At 27.2% G+C, this 14,745-nt stretch carries 18 protein-coding genes and 1 riboswitch; of the genes, 5 read left to right on the top strand and 13 right to left on the bottom strand.

Translation table 11 applies throughout. The features are described 5' to 3' along the window. Position 1: 1 nt before the first annotated feature. From asrB to ACZ5TJ_RS04020, 4 genes are all read right to left on the bottom strand, one after another. Entirely contained in the window at positions 2-793 is a 792-nt protein-coding gene (asrB, locus tag ACZ5TJ_RS04035; protein WP_464201494.1) for an anaerobic sulfite reductase subunit AsrB, read from the bottom strand. Beyond that, the gene (gene asrA, locus ACZ5TJ_RS04030; protein ID WP_464201493.1) at positions 794-1,822 is read right to left on the bottom strand and encodes an anaerobic sulfite reductase subunit AsrA; all 1,029 of its coding nucleotides are present in this window, start codon (positions 1,820-1,822) and stop codon (positions 794-796) included. A 357-nt stretch (positions 1,823-2,179) separates the two neighbouring features. Beyond that, positions 2,180-2,725: a DUF3794 domain-containing protein gene (locus ACZ5TJ_RS04025; RefSeq protein ID WP_464201491.1), complete on the bottom strand. Its 546-nt coding sequence runs from the start codon at positions 2,723-2,725 to the stop codon at positions 2,180-2,182. Between the two features lie 23 nt (positions 2,726-2,748). Then, positions 2,749-3,951, bottom strand: coding sequence for a DUF3794 domain-containing protein (locus ACZ5TJ_RS04020; RefSeq protein WP_464201489.1), 1,203 nt, complete (start codon positions 3,949-3,951; stop codon positions 2,749-2,751). Positions 3,952-4,127: 176 nt separating this feature from the next. On the opposite strand from ACZ5TJ_RS04020, the gene ACZ5TJ_RS04015 reads away from it, so the two are divergent. After that, positions 4,128-4,583 carry a hypothetical protein gene (locus ACZ5TJ_RS04015; RefSeq protein ID WP_464201488.1) on the top strand — a complete coding sequence of 152 codons (456 nt, stop codon included), beginning with the start codon at positions 4,128-4,130 and terminating at the stop codon, positions 4,581-4,583. A 101-nt stretch (positions 4,584-4,684) separates the two neighbouring features. Here ACZ5TJ_RS04015 and ACZ5TJ_RS04010 read toward each other — a convergent pair whose 3' ends face one another. The 5 genes from ACZ5TJ_RS04010 to thiW are packed head-to-tail and all read right to left on the bottom strand — an operon-like array spanning position 4,685 to position 8,083. Continuing rightward, the gene (locus ACZ5TJ_RS04010) at positions 4,685-5,227 is read right to left on the bottom strand and encodes a hypothetical protein (protein ID WP_464201486.1); all 543 of its coding nucleotides are present in this window, start codon (positions 5,225-5,227) and stop codon (positions 4,685-4,687) included. Between the two features lie 56 nt (positions 5,228-5,283). Next, the gene (gene thiE / locus ACZ5TJ_RS04005; RefSeq protein WP_464201484.1) at positions 5,284-5,901 is read right to left on the bottom strand and encodes a thiamine phosphate synthase; all 618 of its coding nucleotides are present in this window, start codon (positions 5,899-5,901) and stop codon (positions 5,284-5,286) included. Further along, positions 5,888-6,712 carry a hydroxyethylthiazole kinase gene (gene thiM, locus ACZ5TJ_RS04000; RefSeq protein ID WP_464201482.1) on the bottom strand — a complete coding sequence of 275 codons (825 nt, stop codon included), beginning with the start codon at positions 6,710-6,712 and terminating at the stop codon, positions 5,888-5,890. The genes thiE and thiM overlap by 14 nt, the downstream gene beginning before the upstream one ends. Positions 6,713-6,735: 23 nt before the next feature. After that, complete coding sequence (thiD, locus tag ACZ5TJ_RS03995) at positions 6,736-7,539, bottom strand: bifunctional hydroxymethylpyrimidine kinase/phosphomethylpyrimidine kinase (protein ID WP_464201480.1); 804 nt, start codon at positions 7,537-7,539, stop codon at positions 6,736-6,738. A 13-nt stretch (positions 7,540-7,552) separates the two neighbouring features. Beyond that, positions 7,553-8,083, bottom strand: a complete 531-nt coding sequence (gene thiW, locus ACZ5TJ_RS03990) for an energy coupling factor transporter S component ThiW (protein ID WP_464201478.1) — start codon at positions 8,081-8,083, stop codon at positions 7,553-7,555. Positions 8,084-8,166: 83 nt separating this feature from the next. Next, a riboswitch (TPP riboswitch) is annotated at positions 8,167-8,277 on the bottom strand. A gap of 188 nt (positions 8,278-8,465) precedes the next feature. Here thiW and ACZ5TJ_RS03985 point away from each other — a divergent pair. After that, a complete protein-coding gene (locus tag ACZ5TJ_RS03985; RefSeq protein WP_464201476.1) occupies positions 8,466-8,810 on the top strand; it encodes an SdpI family protein in 345 nt (114 codons plus the stop codon). 232 nt (positions 8,811-9,042) lie between these two features. Here ACZ5TJ_RS03985 and sdaAA read toward each other — a convergent pair whose 3' ends face one another. Then, on the bottom strand, positions 9,043-9,921 hold the full coding sequence (gene sdaAA, locus ACZ5TJ_RS03980; protein WP_045725869.1) for an L-serine ammonia-lyase, iron-sulfur-dependent, subunit alpha: 879 nt from the start codon (positions 9,919-9,921) through the stop codon (positions 9,043-9,045). Then, positions 9,921-10,604: an L-serine ammonia-lyase, iron-sulfur-dependent subunit beta gene (gene sdaAB, locus ACZ5TJ_RS03975; RefSeq protein WP_464201474.1), complete on the bottom strand. Its 684-nt coding sequence runs from the start codon at positions 10,602-10,604 to the stop codon at positions 9,921-9,923. The genes sdaAA and sdaAB overlap by 1 nt, the downstream gene beginning before the upstream one ends. A 251-nt stretch (positions 10,605-10,855) precedes the next feature. Here sdaAB and ACZ5TJ_RS03970 point away from each other — a divergent pair, with 251 nt between their 5' ends. Then, positions 10,856-11,338: a hypothetical protein gene (locus ACZ5TJ_RS03970; RefSeq protein ID WP_464201472.1), complete on the top strand. Its 483-nt coding sequence runs from the start codon at positions 10,856-10,858 to the stop codon at positions 11,336-11,338. 45 nt (positions 11,339-11,383) lie between these two features. On the opposite strand, the gene ACZ5TJ_RS03965 is transcribed toward ACZ5TJ_RS03970, so the two are convergent. Further along, complete coding sequence (locus tag ACZ5TJ_RS03965; RefSeq protein ID WP_464201471.1) at positions 11,384-11,728, bottom strand: hypothetical protein; 345 nt, start codon at positions 11,726-11,728, stop codon at positions 11,384-11,386. A gap of 178 nt (positions 11,729-11,906) precedes the next feature. On the opposite strand from ACZ5TJ_RS03965, the gene ACZ5TJ_RS03960 reads away from it, so the two are divergent. Further along, positions 11,907-12,395 (top strand): hypothetical protein, encoded by a 489-nt coding sequence (locus tag ACZ5TJ_RS03960; RefSeq protein WP_464201469.1) that lies wholly within the window; start codon positions 11,907-11,909, stop codon positions 12,393-12,395. A 132-nt stretch (positions 12,396-12,527) separates the two neighbouring features. Further along, positions 12,528-13,019 (top strand): hypothetical protein, encoded by a 492-nt coding sequence (locus ACZ5TJ_RS03955; protein ID WP_464201468.1) that lies wholly within the window; start codon positions 12,528-12,530, stop codon positions 13,017-13,019. Positions 13,020-13,058: 39 nt separating this feature from the next. On the opposite strand, the gene ACZ5TJ_RS03950 is transcribed toward ACZ5TJ_RS03955, so the two are convergent. After that, a complete protein-coding gene (locus ACZ5TJ_RS03950; protein WP_464201467.1) occupies positions 13,059-14,714 on the bottom strand; it encodes a nucleoside kinase in 1,656 nt (551 codons plus the stop codon). Positions 14,715-14,745 lie beyond the last annotated feature (31 nt).

Below are 14,745 nucleotides of genomic sequence, written 5' to 3'. Positions count from 1 at the left end.
CTTAATCTAATAATGTTTTTGCTTTAGTATAATTAAATACTGGTCCTTCAAGACATACATATGTTTCGTCAATTCTACAGTGTCCACATTTACCAACTGCACATGACATCTTTCTTTCAAAAGAAACCCATATCTTTTCTTCTTTTACACCAAGTTTTAAAAATTCTAATGCTGTAAAATGCATCATTACTGGCGGTCCTACTATTACAACTTCATAATTATCGCCAAATTCTTTTATTGGTAACTTATCTAAATGTTTTGTAACCATTCCTTGGCTCCAACCCTCTTTTTCTCCTTTATCTAGAGTGTATATAGTATTAAATTTTTCTTTCCATTTTTCTAATTCATTTTTAAATAATATTCCGTCTTCATCTTTAAATCCAATTACTAAGTTTAAACTCTTAACGTAGTTTTCATCATCATAAAATTTATTTATCATACTTCTAACAGGTGCTACTCCTGTTCCACCAGCTACTATAATAATATTTTTATCCTTAAATTTATCAACTGGCCATCCAATTCCATATGAACCTCTTAAGAAAATTGTATCTCCAGCTTCTAATTTAAATATTTCATCAGTTACTTTTCCAACAGAACGGATTGTAAAATCTAAATATCCATCACCAAATCCACTTACTGATATAGGAGCTTCTCCAACCTTTGGAATTGATAATTGTAAAAATTGACCGTGCTTAACTTTAATATCGGTCTTTACTCTAAATGTATATTCTAATTTACTTTCTTTTGTAACACTTATAATTTCACAAGCTTTTGGTGTTAATATATTTTCCATTTACATCTCCTCCATTATTTCTTCTACTGCTTTTGTAACTTTATTTATAGTTGCTGTAAATGAAATAGCCTCAGGACATCTATCTGTACATCTTCCACAACCAACACACATATTTTCTCCGAATTTTTCTTTATAATCATGTATCTTATGAAGAACTTTATATCTCATTCTTTCAGCTACTGTATTTCTAAAGCTATGTCCTCCTGCCATTTCATCAAAACCTTCAATTTGACAAGAAGCTTGTACTCTTTTTCTTTCTCCAACTTTTCCATTTTCATCATAAACAATATCTCTTGTTGTATAGCATGTGCAAGTGCTGCATGCAACAGTACAACTTCCACAACCTATACATCTCTTATTGTACTCATCCCACATAGGATGCTTTTTTAGCTTTTCTAATACTTCAATGCTTTCTATATTTGGAAGATTAACTTCTGCCTTATTCTTTTTTATGAATTCAAGATTAAATTCAGCTTTTTCTTCATCTTTAAAGTAATTTTCAAACTCTTTATCGTTTACATTTAGTAATAAACTATCTTCTAAGAATCTTACAGCTAAACTATAATTATCTGTTTTATTTGTTCCCATTGTTGTACAGAAACATGTATCCCATCCTTCAGTACATTCCATACAAATAAATTTTACTCTATCTCTCATTCTTTTGTAGAACTTATCTTCAAAATTTCCATTTTCTAAATAAATTTTATCTTGTCTTTTTTGAGCATTTATATCACAAGGTCTTGCGAATATTAAGATTTTCTTATTATGAATAGGCTTACTTTCTCTGAATTCATCTTCAGTGAAATAATATAGTGTTTGATTTATAGGTGTAATTATTTCTTTAGCTGGATATGTAGATTTTTCTTTATAAACTATTTCATCTACTGTTTTTATTTCACCATACTTGATTATATCGGTATCTGAGTATCGTCCTTGTTTACTAAATCTTTTTGGTGCATAAATTTTGTATTCTTTTCTTAGCTCTTCTAAAAGCTTGTTTGCTTTTTCAAATTCTAATTTATATCCCATTTAAACTCCTCCTATATTTCTTGAAATTTACTAAGATTACAATTTGATAATACTCCTCTATCTTATATAAGACAAATCTCTATTTTTTATATAAATATAGGTAAATACTTATAAATAATTCAATAAACTATCATTATTTCAAATTTAATGATAATAATTTAACAAACTTTTAGTTTTAATGATTACTTTTTATATTATTTATATCAAATGTGATATTTTTAATACATTGTGAATTTTTTGTATTTTTTATTTTACAATATAAATTTACATATATTAGCTTTTATTTTTAACCTCTCTTTTTTTAAACATTTAATTAAATAAACTGTACACAGGTATATGTACAGTTTATTTATCGGTTTAACAATGTGGATTTTTTTCTTTTTTAGCTTGTAAAAATAGTGTTACATTTTTAAATATATTTTTTTTATCTACTACTGTTGCAAAAACATCTTCAATACAAATATCTACACAATATTTATCAAGTTCTGCATTTGCATCTTCATCAATTACTATATGAACACAAAATGGAATTTCAAAATTTGCAGCATGAACTGTTTGTGCTCTGTTATTAGCTGTATACACAATAGTCTGGCATAGGCTTCCATCTACTAATAACTTTCTACCAGTTAATATCGTTCCTTCTTTGCCTGGAATAAACTCACCCTTATCATTTTTAGGAGACTTAGGTGTTTTTATTATTCTTACTGAGTTAACTTTAGATGATATATATATTTTATCTATCTCTTCTATAGTTGGTTTACATTCAGGAATAGTTAGTATTTCTGGAATAGTTATCTGAACCCAAGATTTCTTTGGCTCTATCTTTTTACCGTCATTAACTTTTTTAATATCACAAAGTCCTATTACTTTATAATTTTGTTCTAAAGAACAATTACAACTCATATTTCCACCCTCTTTTCCTTAGATTATTGTTCACACTTTATAGGAAGTGCTTTAAAGAATATAGTGATATTTTTAAATATTTGTCTATCATTTAATATACATACAAAAATGTCTTCAATACATGGAATTATCTTAAACTTATCAGTAAGCTCAACACCCTTTGGAGCAACTATATAAGCTGATACTGGTAGTTTAAAATGTTCTGCATGAACTGAATTACAGTTAGATTTAGAAACATAAGTTATTCTTTGTTCTAATACTGCCTCTATTACTATCTTTTTACCTGTTAAATTTAAATTTCCTAAGTTAGCTCCTTCTGATACTGGAGTGTTAATAACTTTTTGACATAATATTTTTAGTTCAGAATTAACAGATAATATTTGTTTAATATCTGGCTTCATCATAGAAATAGTTAAAACTTCTGGTACAGATATTTCAGTCCATAACTTTGGATATGAAATATGATCCTTATCCTTTTTAGCTTTTAAAAGATCCTTTATTTTCTCTTCAGAGCAAACTCCTGAAATTATAGGTTTATTATTTTCAATACAATCTTTACATTCTTTTTCATCATCCGAATTATTTTTGTTACAATCAATTCCAGAATCTGATAAGAACTTCCTATCACATGACATTACACTTTTATTTGCCTTCAATACAAATGTTACTGTTAATTTTACTGTTCTATCACATATTGACTTAATGCATATATCTTCAATACATGCTGATACTATAAAGTTATTATTTAACGGATCTTCTTCTTTGCACTTATTAGGTAATACTATAAATGCTGAAAATGGAACTTTTCCATGGAAACTATGGACGCTTTGATCCTTTCTATTTGATACATATGACATAGTCAAGCATACAAGTCCTTCTATTATTAACTTCCTACCTGTAGCTATTTTTCCTTCATAATTATAAATGTCTACCCCTTCAACACCTGGAGTTACTATAACTTTTTTATTTATTATTTCAATTTTTGCATTAACAGAGTCTATCTCTTCTATTTCTGGTTTTTTTAATGGAACATGTACAGAGCCCGAAACATTTTCTTCTGTCCATAGTCCATTATCTATATCAAAATCTTTTGGATTACATAATCCAGAGAAAAATATACTTTCTTTTCTTATACATTCATCTTTACACTTTTCTTCTCTTTTGCAATCACAATCATCTTTATCATTATTAATTGATTCATAGTTTTCGTTTATTATTTCCTTCATTATCTACCCTCCTAATGTTACATTCCCATTGCAAAATATAGTTATTCTTTATAAAATTCAATCTCTCATGTTATATTATGATTTTTATAAATTTTGTTTCATATTTTGTTTTTTATTGTCTAATATTAATATTTTTTCATACTATAATATAAACGCAATATAAAGGAGATCTTTTTATGAGTAAAAATTTCTTTAAATGTATCTCTCTTTCTAATATAGATACTTTAACTATAGGAGCTTGTAACTCTAATAACTACATTGAAAAAATAATAGATACATTTGTAAAAATTAAACTTTCTTCAGTTAAAATGGTGGAAGGACATAATAATGATTTCATATATATAACTGGTTGTAAAATAATAAAACTGCACTATATAACAAATGATTCAGATGGCATTGTTAAATCTACTACTTTCCTAGAACCATTCACTACTCATTCTTCTATTGATAATTACATTGATAAACCATATGTATGTGATTATTATGCTAAGTTACTTTCAAAAGATTATAAAATACTATGTGATGATTCATTATTTTTCTCAACCTTCTTTGAAGTGTATATAAAATTTAATGCAGAAGATTATTCCGAAGAAATTTATTCTGAAGATGATTCTTATAATGAATCAAATTAGAAAAGTAAATATTATTATTTATGAAATATTTAAGGGATGTATTTTCAAATAATGAAAATACATCCCTTATATCTCTTTATTACTAATATATTTTGAATTATCTACATTTGTCTTTTTAGATTATTTATTTCACAAGTTAAAATATCAATTTTCTCAAGCATACTATTAATACATATTTTCATAGATTCTATATCTTCATCTGTGTCATTTGATTTATTTCTAGATGCTCTACTACTAGTATTCGATCTACTAGCAGGTGTAATTCCATCTTGTCCTGATCTTGCATTAGCTTGATCATATGTTCCTTTAGTGCAATAAGGATTTCCTATGTTTTTATTTCTAACGTCATAATATTTTCCTGGGCCACCTTGAAAATATTGTTGTTGTGAATTATATGTTAATATTATTTGTCCTAATAATTCAAACCAGTTTCCTATTGCATTTTGAACATTAAATGGTAAATTGCTTGCAAGAACATGTCCAACTAACTCTGCCGTAAGAGGAAATATATGAGGATTTAAATCTTGAAACCCACCTTTTATATCCTCGCAACCTTCTTCAGTACTGCTATCATTTCCAAAATTAAATGAAGCACTAAAGTTTTTTAAAAATTCTTCAAAATCATTACATTCATTAGAACTCATATTTTCTCCTTGAAGAATTGTTTCATTATATTACTATTCAACTTAGTTAATGCTTGTTACTCTAATATTTCATTAAACTTTATTACTTCTTTTTCTATATCATTAGAATTTAATATAGCAGTTATAACAGCTACTCCATCTAAAACTTCCTTAAATTCATTTGTTATATTAGATGTATTTATTCCTCCAATGCCATAAATAAATAACGGAATATTTTCTTTTATTTCTTTTAATGCTTCTATACTTATAACACTTGTATCCTTTGTACTTGTACTATAAATAGCTCCACATCCTAAATAATCAGCACCATCTTCTAAAGCTTTTTTACTTTCTTCTAAAGTTTTAGTTGATACTCCAATTATTTTATTCTTTCCAAGGAGTTTTCTTGCTATAGCGCAATCCATATCATCTTGTCCTAAATGTACTCCATGAGCATCTACTGCAAGTGCTACATCAACTCTATCATTTACTAAAAATGTTGCGTCATACTTTTTGCATAAATTAAGTAATCTTAACGCTCTATCACACATAATCTTTGTATCTACATTTTTATCTCTATATTGAATAAGTTTAACACCAGACTTTAATGCTTTTTCAACCTTTTCCATAAGTTCTTCAAATGGCAATCTATAATCTGTAACTAAATATACTTTTTTATCATTAAAATTCTTCATAAATTATCTTTCCTCTTTCTATTATCTCTTCATCTCTAATACAAGAAATCTTATCAAGGGTTTTATGTTTGAATGCTAAAATCCCTTCGCCTTCATTATTTTCCATTGCAATTTCTCCAGAAATATTCATAGTTAATAGTGCTTTTGCTACTCCGAAAATTAAATTATCCCCAAGATTTTTTCCACACTCAACAGATAACATTCCACCAAGCATGCATCCAGTACCAGTTACTAATGCAAGGTTTGAAACTCCGTTATTTATTCTTATTTCTCTTTTTCCGTCAGTTATATAATCTTCTTTTCCAGTTACAACTATTAAGCAATTATTTTCATTAGAATATTTTCTTAAATTTCTTCTAAGTTCATCTGTATATTCACCATCATCTAAAGAATCTATTCCAATAAAATCGCTTTTAAGACCTATAATATTTTTTATTTCAGTTAAATTACCTTTAATTAAAGTAACTCCTATCTTTAAAATATTTTTTATTAAGTCTTTTCTTAAGCCTGTTACATGTACTCCAACTGGATCTAATACTACAGGGATATTATTTTCTTTAGCTACATTAGTTCCAACTATCATGCTTTCTTCTTTCTTATATCCCATTGTTCCTATATTTACATGTAAGCAATTAGATATACTTGTACCTTCTTTTATTTCTCTTATATCGTCAATCATCATTGGTTTTCCACCATATGAAAGTATCGTTTGCGCTACATCATTCATAGTTACATTATTAGTTATTGAATCAACTAACGGATCCTTTACTTTTCCCATACTCGCTCTTTCTAAAATTTCTCTTATATCCAAAATTCTATCCCCCTAAATTTTGATTATTCTATATTAGCTAATTTATATAATTCATAAAAATGATTAGTTGGTCCTACCCCATGACCAAGTTCTATACCATGTTCAATGGCTACTGTTACGTATCTTTTTCCTTCTTTAACAGCATCTTTTATATTCATTCCCTTAGCAAGATTTGCAGCTATAGCTGATGATAATGTACATCCTGTTCCATGAGTATTTTTATTATCTATTCTTTCTTGTTTATAATAAATAAAATTCTCTCCATCATATAAAAGGTCTGTTGCATCATCTTCTAAATGTCCACCCTTAACTAATATATATTTTGGTCCAAGTTCCTTTAATTTTACTGCTGCCTCTTTCATTTCATCTAATGTTTTAATCCTTACTCCAAGTATTTCTTCTGCTTCTGGAAGGTTTGGTGTTATTAATGTTGCTATAGGAAATAGTTCATTTATTAATGTTTCTTTTGCATTATCTGATAAAAGCTTAAACCCACTTTTTGATACCATAACTGGATCTAATACTATTTGTGGAATATCCTTTATTTCTTTTAACGCTTGTCCTATTGCTTTAATTGATTCTATTTTTGAAACCATACCTATCTTTATTGCATCTACTCTAATATCATCAAATATAACTCTTATTTGATCTCTTATCATATCCTCATTTATATCTTGAATTCCAAAAACTCCTTGTGTATTCTGTGCTGTAATTGCAGTAATTACACTCATTCCAAATACTCCATTTGCTGAAAAACTTTTTAAATCTGCTTGAATTCCAGCTCCTCCTGAACAATCTGATCCTGCAATTGTTAATGCTCTAAACATAATTATCATCCTCTCAATTAATTAATTTTTTATCTTCTATTAATGTTTTCTCATAAATTCCAAGTGTCTTTTTAATAATTGGTATACTTATAAGCATATAGGCACAAATTGCTCCAACAATACAACTTGAAGAAAATGGTACTATATATAAAAATAATGACCCTTCTTTCCCAAGAAATAATGAAGCTACTGGATATGCAAGCATTGCACCAATTATTCCAGTACCTATAACTTCACCAATGACAGCTACAAAAGTATTCTTAAACTTTTTATAAAGTAAGCCTGCAAGTAATGCCCCAATCATACTTCCTGGAAATGCAAGCAAACTTCCTGTACCTAAAATATTTCTAATAAGAGATGCTATAAATGCATTCAATATAGAAAATACAGGTCCTAGTGTTACTGCTGAAACTACATTTATGAAATGTTGAATTGGTGAAATTCTAGCTCCTAAAATCGGTATAGAAAATGTACCAAATACAGTTGCTACAGCTATCAATAAGCCACTTAAGGCTAACTTATAAGTTAGATTTTCTTTCCTCACAATAAACTATCCCCCTTTTTAAGTATTAAAAAAAGAGCATAACCTAATTACGTAAGGTTACACTCTATCCATCAATATATTTATTCATAAACAAAAGGCATCCCTACGATGGTACTAACCATATCAGGTAATAAGGGTTTAGAAATTAAAATTTCAATCTCAGCCAAAAGCTTATGGCTCCCCTAGCTCTATATCTAATTATTTCTATTTAATTCTATACCAAATTTTTAATATAGTCTACACATTCTAAAATATTTTATAAAATTATCCACAAATATATTACAGTTTAACAAATTTATAAAAACGTTTTCACACATGCTTTTTCTATGTTATATTATAAATATAGATAGAATATAATTTTACATAAAACGGAGGCGATTTTATGAATATTCTAAAATATTATATTGATTTTTTAGTTCCAGTTATAATGATTATTTTAGGAGGTGCTTTTTTAATTAATCCACCTGATATTATTAATGAACACTGTGGATTTAGGAGCAAACGCTCAATGAGCTCTAGAAAAGCTTGGCTATTTGCAAATACTAATCTCGGAAAACTATGGGTAATATTTGGAATTATATCATCTGCACTTATATTAATATTAAAACTAGGTTTCTCATTAAATCCTTCAATAATTTCATTAATCGGATTATCGTTTTCAGTAATTTCAATGCTTCTATCAATTTTCATAGTTGAAGAAGAGTTAAAGATAAAATTCAAAAATTAATAAAAAAGAGTGATTAATAAATTTTTTATTAATCACTCTTTTTTATTTTATATTTATAAATCTATATATTAAGAACATAAAAGTTTTACAATTAACTTCAATTTTCTGATAAAGTAGTGCAAATAGATGAGAGAGTAATATGATACTAGCGGACTGGAGTGCATTAGGCACTTCCGGAGCATAAATCATATTAGCCTCTTATCTATATTTGCACGGTAATTTCTCCTAAATCTTAGTTATCACCAAAAACTTTTTTCTTAAGTTCAATTCCTGTCTTTGTTATTGCAACTCCACCCATTGCAGTTTCTCTAAGTTCAGGTGGTAATTGTCTTCCTACTTTATACATTGCAGATACTGTATCATCGAAAGGTATCTTAGATTCAACACCTGCCATAACTAGGTCTGCCATACAAAGTGCGCTTATAGCACCGGATGCATTTCTCTTTGCACATGGTATTTCAACAAGTCCAGCAACAGGGTCACAAACAAGTCCTAAAATATTTTTAAGAACTATAGCTGCTGCATCTAAACTCATCTTTGGAGTTCCACCCATCATATATACTACAGCAGCAGATCCCATAGCGGCTGCTGATCCACATTCTGCTTGACATCCACCTTCAGCACCAGATACTGTTGCATTCATTGCAATTATTGTTCCAACTGCAGCAGATGCAAAAAGCGCCATAACAAGTTCATCTTCTGTTTTATTAAGCTTAGCTCCAGCAGATAATATTACAGCTGGAAGTATACCACAAGAACCAGCTGTAGGACATGCAACTATTCTTCCCATTGAAGCATTTACTTCTGATGAAGAAAGAGCCATTGCCATTGCCATAACTGTTGTTGTTCCTGTAAGAGTATCTCCTTTTTTTAAATATTCATTTATTTTATATCCGTCTCCTCCAATAAGTCCACTTACTGAGTAAACTTCATTTTCCATTCCTTCTGTTGCAGAATCTATCATAACTTTTAAAGTCATCTTCATCTTCTTTATTACATCTTCTCTTGAAGCACCTGACTTTTCCATTTCACTTCTTATTGCATATTCACTTAAAGATATATTTTCTTCTTCACAAATTTTTAAAAGTTCTTCACCATTTCTTGCGATCATTACTCTTCACCTTCCTTTACAGGATTAACCATAATAACTCTTGTTATATAATCTACTTCTCTTATTTTGCTTAAAGTATCATTATCTATTCCATGATCTAATTCAAATACCATGTTAGCACCTTGTCCTCTTTGTCTTCTAAACACACTCATAAATGCAATATTTATTCCTTTTTCATATAAAAGGTTAGTAACTTTAGATACAACACCTGGAACATCTTTTTGAGCTATTATAAGAGTTGGATAGTCTCCTGTAAATTCGACTTTATTTCCATTAACTTCAGTTATTTTTATACTACCTCCGCCAATTGAAGATCCAACAACTTCTCTTTTTTCTCCTGATTTTGTAATCATAATAAATTTTACAGTATTAGGATGAACATCGCCTAAATCGGTTTCAACAAAAGAAAAATCTAATCCTTTTTCTTTAGCAATTTTAAGGGCATCTCTTAATCTCTTATCACTTGGTTCCATTCCAAGTATTCCAGCAACTAATGCTCTATCTGTACCATGGCCTTTATAAGTTTTAGCAAATGAGCCATGAAGATAAAAAGTTACTTTTACTACTTCATCTCCCGCTACTGCTCTTGCAACTTTTCCAAGTCTTGCAGCACCAGCTGTATGTGAACTAGATGGACCAATCATTACTGGACCTAAAATGTCAAAAACACCTACATTATTCATATACCTCACCTTATCCTCTGTATAAATTTTTTCTAACTATAGTTTAATCTATTATTAGTTCTTTTATCAACATATGTTTTTAATAAAAGAGAATTTATTTTTAAATTTTAAATAAAATATAACTATAGAGAAATTTTTCAAATTTTTGTACACCATTAATCATTATTTTATATGATGTTAATTTCTTATTCATACAATGGTGTTATATTTAATTTACTAAATACTGTTAAAGATTAAGGAGGATTACATACATGGACTGGTTTTTAATTATAGAAATAGCATTTATTATATTATATTCATTTGCTATGCTAAAGAATTATTTTAAAAGAACCCAACTAAAAAAAGATGGACATTTCGTAATCATAAGAAATTATAATTTATCATTTATTATAACATTAGTACTTTTACTGTTTGTTGGTCTGATTTACATATTTTTAGTTAATGAAGGTTCTATTCTTGATAATGTATTATTTATAATTATCATATTAATATTGATTCTAAATACATATGTTAATTCAGAAATATTACTTACACATGGATCACTTTACTACATGTATTATAACGTTCCATATACAGATATTAAATCTGTTATATTTAAAGAAAAATCTAAAAACAGTTACTTATTGAAAATTGAATTTGAAAAAACTACATTCAACGTTTCAATAAACAAACCTTCAGCAGATGATTTTTATGAAGTATTAAAAGATAGAAAAATTCATGTTGAAAGAATTTAAAAAAATAACTTGTAAGCTCCTTATGTTTAGCTTACAAGTTATTTTTTATTTTAATGTTATTCCACCATTAGTTCCCTTATTTCCTTCGAATAAACTTTTGTAAAAATTATCAAATCCGTCATCATTCATTTTTATTTCTAAATCATCATTTACATAAAACTTATTCATTGTAGAAGTAATTAAATCGAATTTCTTTATATTATTTTCCTCTAATAACACATTATAAAGATATGCTAAATGATTTTGAAGATATTCTTGAATATTTTTCATTTCTTCATCATTTATTTTTCCTTCTTTGTATAAATCTTTAATTGGTCCATTTCTAAATATAAAATAAGCTGATGCTTTTGTTATACTTTTTATATATTCTTGAACTTCTTTATTTTCCATTACACACACCTCTTAATTTTTTTTATATACTAATTTAACTACATTTAATTCAAATACTCAAGTTAAATAGATAATTTAGAATTATATTCTTTTATTTAAAATTTACATTTTATTCACACTAAAATCTTTTTTTATATTTACAATTATTATTACATAGCTTTTAAGGAGGACTTAATTTATGAAATATTTTTCATTAGTATTAAATATAGTAATTGTTTTAACACTTTTATTTGTAATTGGTAAAGCAATATATATTGAATATACTTGCAGAAAGAATTCTAATAAGACAACAAAATTTACTATATTTTCTGGTATAACATTAGTAAACATAGGACTTTTAATTCTCGCATTTGCTTTTATAAACGCAAATGGTATTAATTTATTCTCAATGAAATACATATTTATATTATTAATATTAATTATGATTGTATTCCAAGCTTTTGCTTCTTCAAGATTAGTACTATTTAATAAAGGTTTACTATGTATGGGACAATATTTAGATGCTAAAAATATAGTGAAAGTTTTAATGAGAGAAGGTAAATTCTCTACTGCTGTTGTTATAGAAGGTAAAAAGGATTCATTTAACTTTAAAATCTCAAAAAAACAACTAGAAAACTTATCAAAAACTTTAAAAGAAAATCGTATAAACGTAAAAATATGTGGCTAAAAAGAACTACTTAAGTAGTTCTTTTTTATTTTATTATTAATTTAAAATATAATTATTTACATACTGTAAACAATTAACTAATAAAAATTTGTTATTATATAATTGACTTATTATTAAAGGGGGAGAAATTATATGAACGCAATGCATATCTTTGAAATACTCTTACTTTTAGCTGTAGTATTCTTTATAGTAAGAAGTGTTTATATAGAAACTAGCCACAGAAAAAAAGGACCATATATTAAAATTGGTGTTTATTCAGGAATTGCTATTTTTAATATTATTTTAGTATTACTTATTTTAGTATTTGGTATAATCTCTATTAAAAGCTCTGGAGGAACAATACTAGATGCATCTAGTATTTATATTTTAATACCAATAATATTTATAATTTATCAAGTAGTTCTATCATTAAGGTTTACATTCTGCCAAGATGGAATATGCTACTTAGGACAATTTTATAATTATAAAAATATAAAAGGTGTACAAATAGTACCAGTTAAAGATAAATTTAATATTATTGTCTTCACAAATAAAACTACACTTACATTTAAAGTAAGTAAAAATAATAAATTCCTTGTTGAAGAAACTTTTAAAAAATATAGAATTAAAATTACAAGACTTTAACAAAAAAGGCAAAATCAAAAATGATTTTGCCTTTTTTATTTAATATTTATAGAAGCAACTGCCTCCTATAAACTCACGTAATATTGAGTTTTCTGGCACTTTATCCATTGGTATTTCCTTAAAGAAATTTAAAAATGATATAAGTCTTGAAGCTTCATTATAAACTGGACTATCTTTACTAATTTTATTAAGTTCCTTTAATGCATAAGGTTTTAATACACAAAGTTCATAAACTAATGTTGAGTTAAACATTTCATCTGCTTCTTCTTGATAGATAAATATATTTTTTCTTTCTCCTCTTTTTATTGAAGGCCACATACTTAAAGTATCTTCTCCACCATATCCTCTTGATAAGTAGTCTCTAACTATTCTTCTAATCTTTCTTACATCTGTAGTTGGAATTCTATTATGATTATCTAAATTTAATTGTGTTAATGCAGATATATATATTTTGTATTTATACTTATCATCTATTAAATTTGTTAGAACTGGATTTAACGCATGTATACCTTCAACTATTAAAACCCCATTTTGAGGTAATTTAACCTTATGTCCAAGCCATTCTCTCTTACCCTTCATAAAGTTATAAGTTGGGATCTCTACCTCTTCCCCATTTAATAATTTTTCTAAATGATTATTTAATGTTTCTAAATCTAATGAGTATATTGATTCAAAGTCATACTCACCATTTTCATCTCTAGGACTGAATTCTCTATCTACAAAATAATCATCTAAGCTAAGTGGTATTGGATAGAATCCATTAACTCTAAGCTGAATGCTTAATCTATTTGCAAAAGTTGTTTTACCTGATGATGATGGTCCTGCAATTAGAACTATTTTCACACCATTTTTATTTGAAATATTATCTGCTATATTTGCAAATTTCTTTTCATGTAATGCTTCTGAAACAAGTACTATATCCTTAAGATCATTTTCCATAATTTTTTCATTTAATGTTCCAACATCGCTTATTCCAAGTATGTTAAGCCATTTTTCTGTTTCATAAAATATACTTGAAAGTCTCTTTTGTTCTTTATATGGTGGAAGAGTATTTAAATCTTCTACTCTAGGACTTCTTAAAATAAATCCAGTATTATATTTTATAAGATCCCAAGCTTTTATAACTCCTGTACTATAAGCCATTTGACCATAGAAATAATCATATCTTCCATCTAATTCATAAAGCTTTACAGTATCAAAATTCATATAAGTTAAAAGCTTAACCTTATCTTCCATTCCATAATCTTTAAAAACTTTTATTGCCTTTTCTTTTGATACTTCTATTTTATTTATAGGTAAATCACTATCTATTAGATACTTCATTCTTTCTTTTATTCTTTTTATATCATCTTCACTTAATATTTTTTCTTTATGGATTTCTCCAAAAAGACCTTTACTAATTGAATGTTCTATTGTAATTTTTGAATCCTTAAATATATCAAGTGCCGCCTTTATAAATATAAATTGTAGTGTCCTTGTGTAAACATTAAGCCCCTCATCACAATCAAAATGTACCTTTTTAAGTTCTCCACTTTCTGGCACTTCTCTTACAAGTTCATAATACTTACCATTTAATGTGCAAAGAGCAATATTTTTAATATCCTCCTTATAGTACATTTCTATAATGTCTTTAAATGTACTTCCCTTTTCAATTGAAATTATATTGCCATTCTCAAGAGTTATATTTAATTTCATAATTCCTTCTTGCTCCTCTCTTAAATCCTTT

Source organism: Clostridium budayi, assembly GCF_055396605.1.
The sequence above is the reverse complement of the archived record's forward strand: the minus strand, read 5'-3'. Positions and strand labels throughout refer to the sequence as shown.

What these genes read in the sequence shown, in the direction of transcription:
- asrB (WP_464201494.1), bottom strand. Translation starts at nt 793, where the DNA reads ATGGAAAATATATTAACACCAAAAGCTTGTGAAATTATAAGTGTTACA.
- asrA (WP_464201493.1), bottom strand. Translation starts at nt 1,822, where the DNA reads ATGGGATATAAATTAGAATTTGAAAAAGCAAACAAGCTTTTAGAAGAG.
- ACZ5TJ_RS04025 (WP_464201491.1), bottom strand. Translation starts at nt 2,725, where the DNA reads ATGAGTTGTAATTGTTCTTTAGAACAAAATTATAAAGTAATAGGACTT.
- ACZ5TJ_RS04020 (WP_464201489.1), bottom strand. Translation starts at nt 3,951, where the DNA reads ATGAAGGAAATAATAAACGAAAACTATGAATCAATTAATAATGATAAA.
- ACZ5TJ_RS04015 (WP_464201488.1), top strand. Translation starts at nt 4,128, where the DNA reads ATGAGTAAAAATTTCTTTAAATGTATCTCTCTTTCTAATATAGATACT.
- ACZ5TJ_RS04010 (WP_464201486.1), bottom strand. Translation starts at nt 5,227, where the DNA reads ATGAGTTCTAATGAATGTAATGATTTTGAAGAATTTTTAAAAAACTTT.
- thiE (WP_464201484.1), bottom strand. Translation starts at nt 5,901, where the DNA reads ATGAAGAATTTTAATGATAAAAAAGTATATTTAGTTACAGATTATAGA.
- thiD (WP_464201480.1), bottom strand. Translation starts at nt 7,539, where the DNA reads ATGTTTAGAGCATTAACAATTGCAGGATCAGATTGTTCAGGAGGAGCT.
- ACZ5TJ_RS03985 (WP_464201476.1), top strand. Translation starts at nt 8,466, where the DNA reads ATGAATATTCTAAAATATTATATTGATTTTTTAGTTCCAGTTATAATG.
- sdaAA (WP_045725869.1), bottom strand. Translation starts at nt 9,921, where the DNA reads ATGATCGCAAGAAATGGTGAAGAACTTTTAAAAATTTGTGAAGAAGAA.
- sdaAB (WP_464201474.1), bottom strand. Translation starts at nt 10,604, where the DNA reads ATGAATAATGTAGGTGTTTTTGACATTTTAGGTCCAGTAATGATTGGT.
- ACZ5TJ_RS03970 (WP_464201472.1), top strand. Translation starts at nt 10,856, where the DNA reads ATGGACTGGTTTTTAATTATAGAAATAGCATTTATTATATTATATTCA.
- ACZ5TJ_RS03965 (WP_464201471.1), bottom strand. Translation starts at nt 11,728, where the DNA reads ATGGAAAATAAAGAAGTTCAAGAATATATAAAAAGTATAACAAAAGCA.
- ACZ5TJ_RS03960 (WP_464201469.1), top strand. Translation starts at nt 11,907, where the DNA reads ATGAAATATTTTTCATTAGTATTAAATATAGTAATTGTTTTAACACTT.
- ACZ5TJ_RS03955 (WP_464201468.1), top strand. Translation starts at nt 12,528, where the DNA reads ATGAACGCAATGCATATCTTTGAAATACTCTTACTTTTAGCTGTAGTA.
- ACZ5TJ_RS03950 (WP_464201467.1), bottom strand. Translation starts at nt 14,714, where the DNA reads ATGAAATTAAATATAACTCTTGAGAATGGCAATATAATTTCAATTGAA.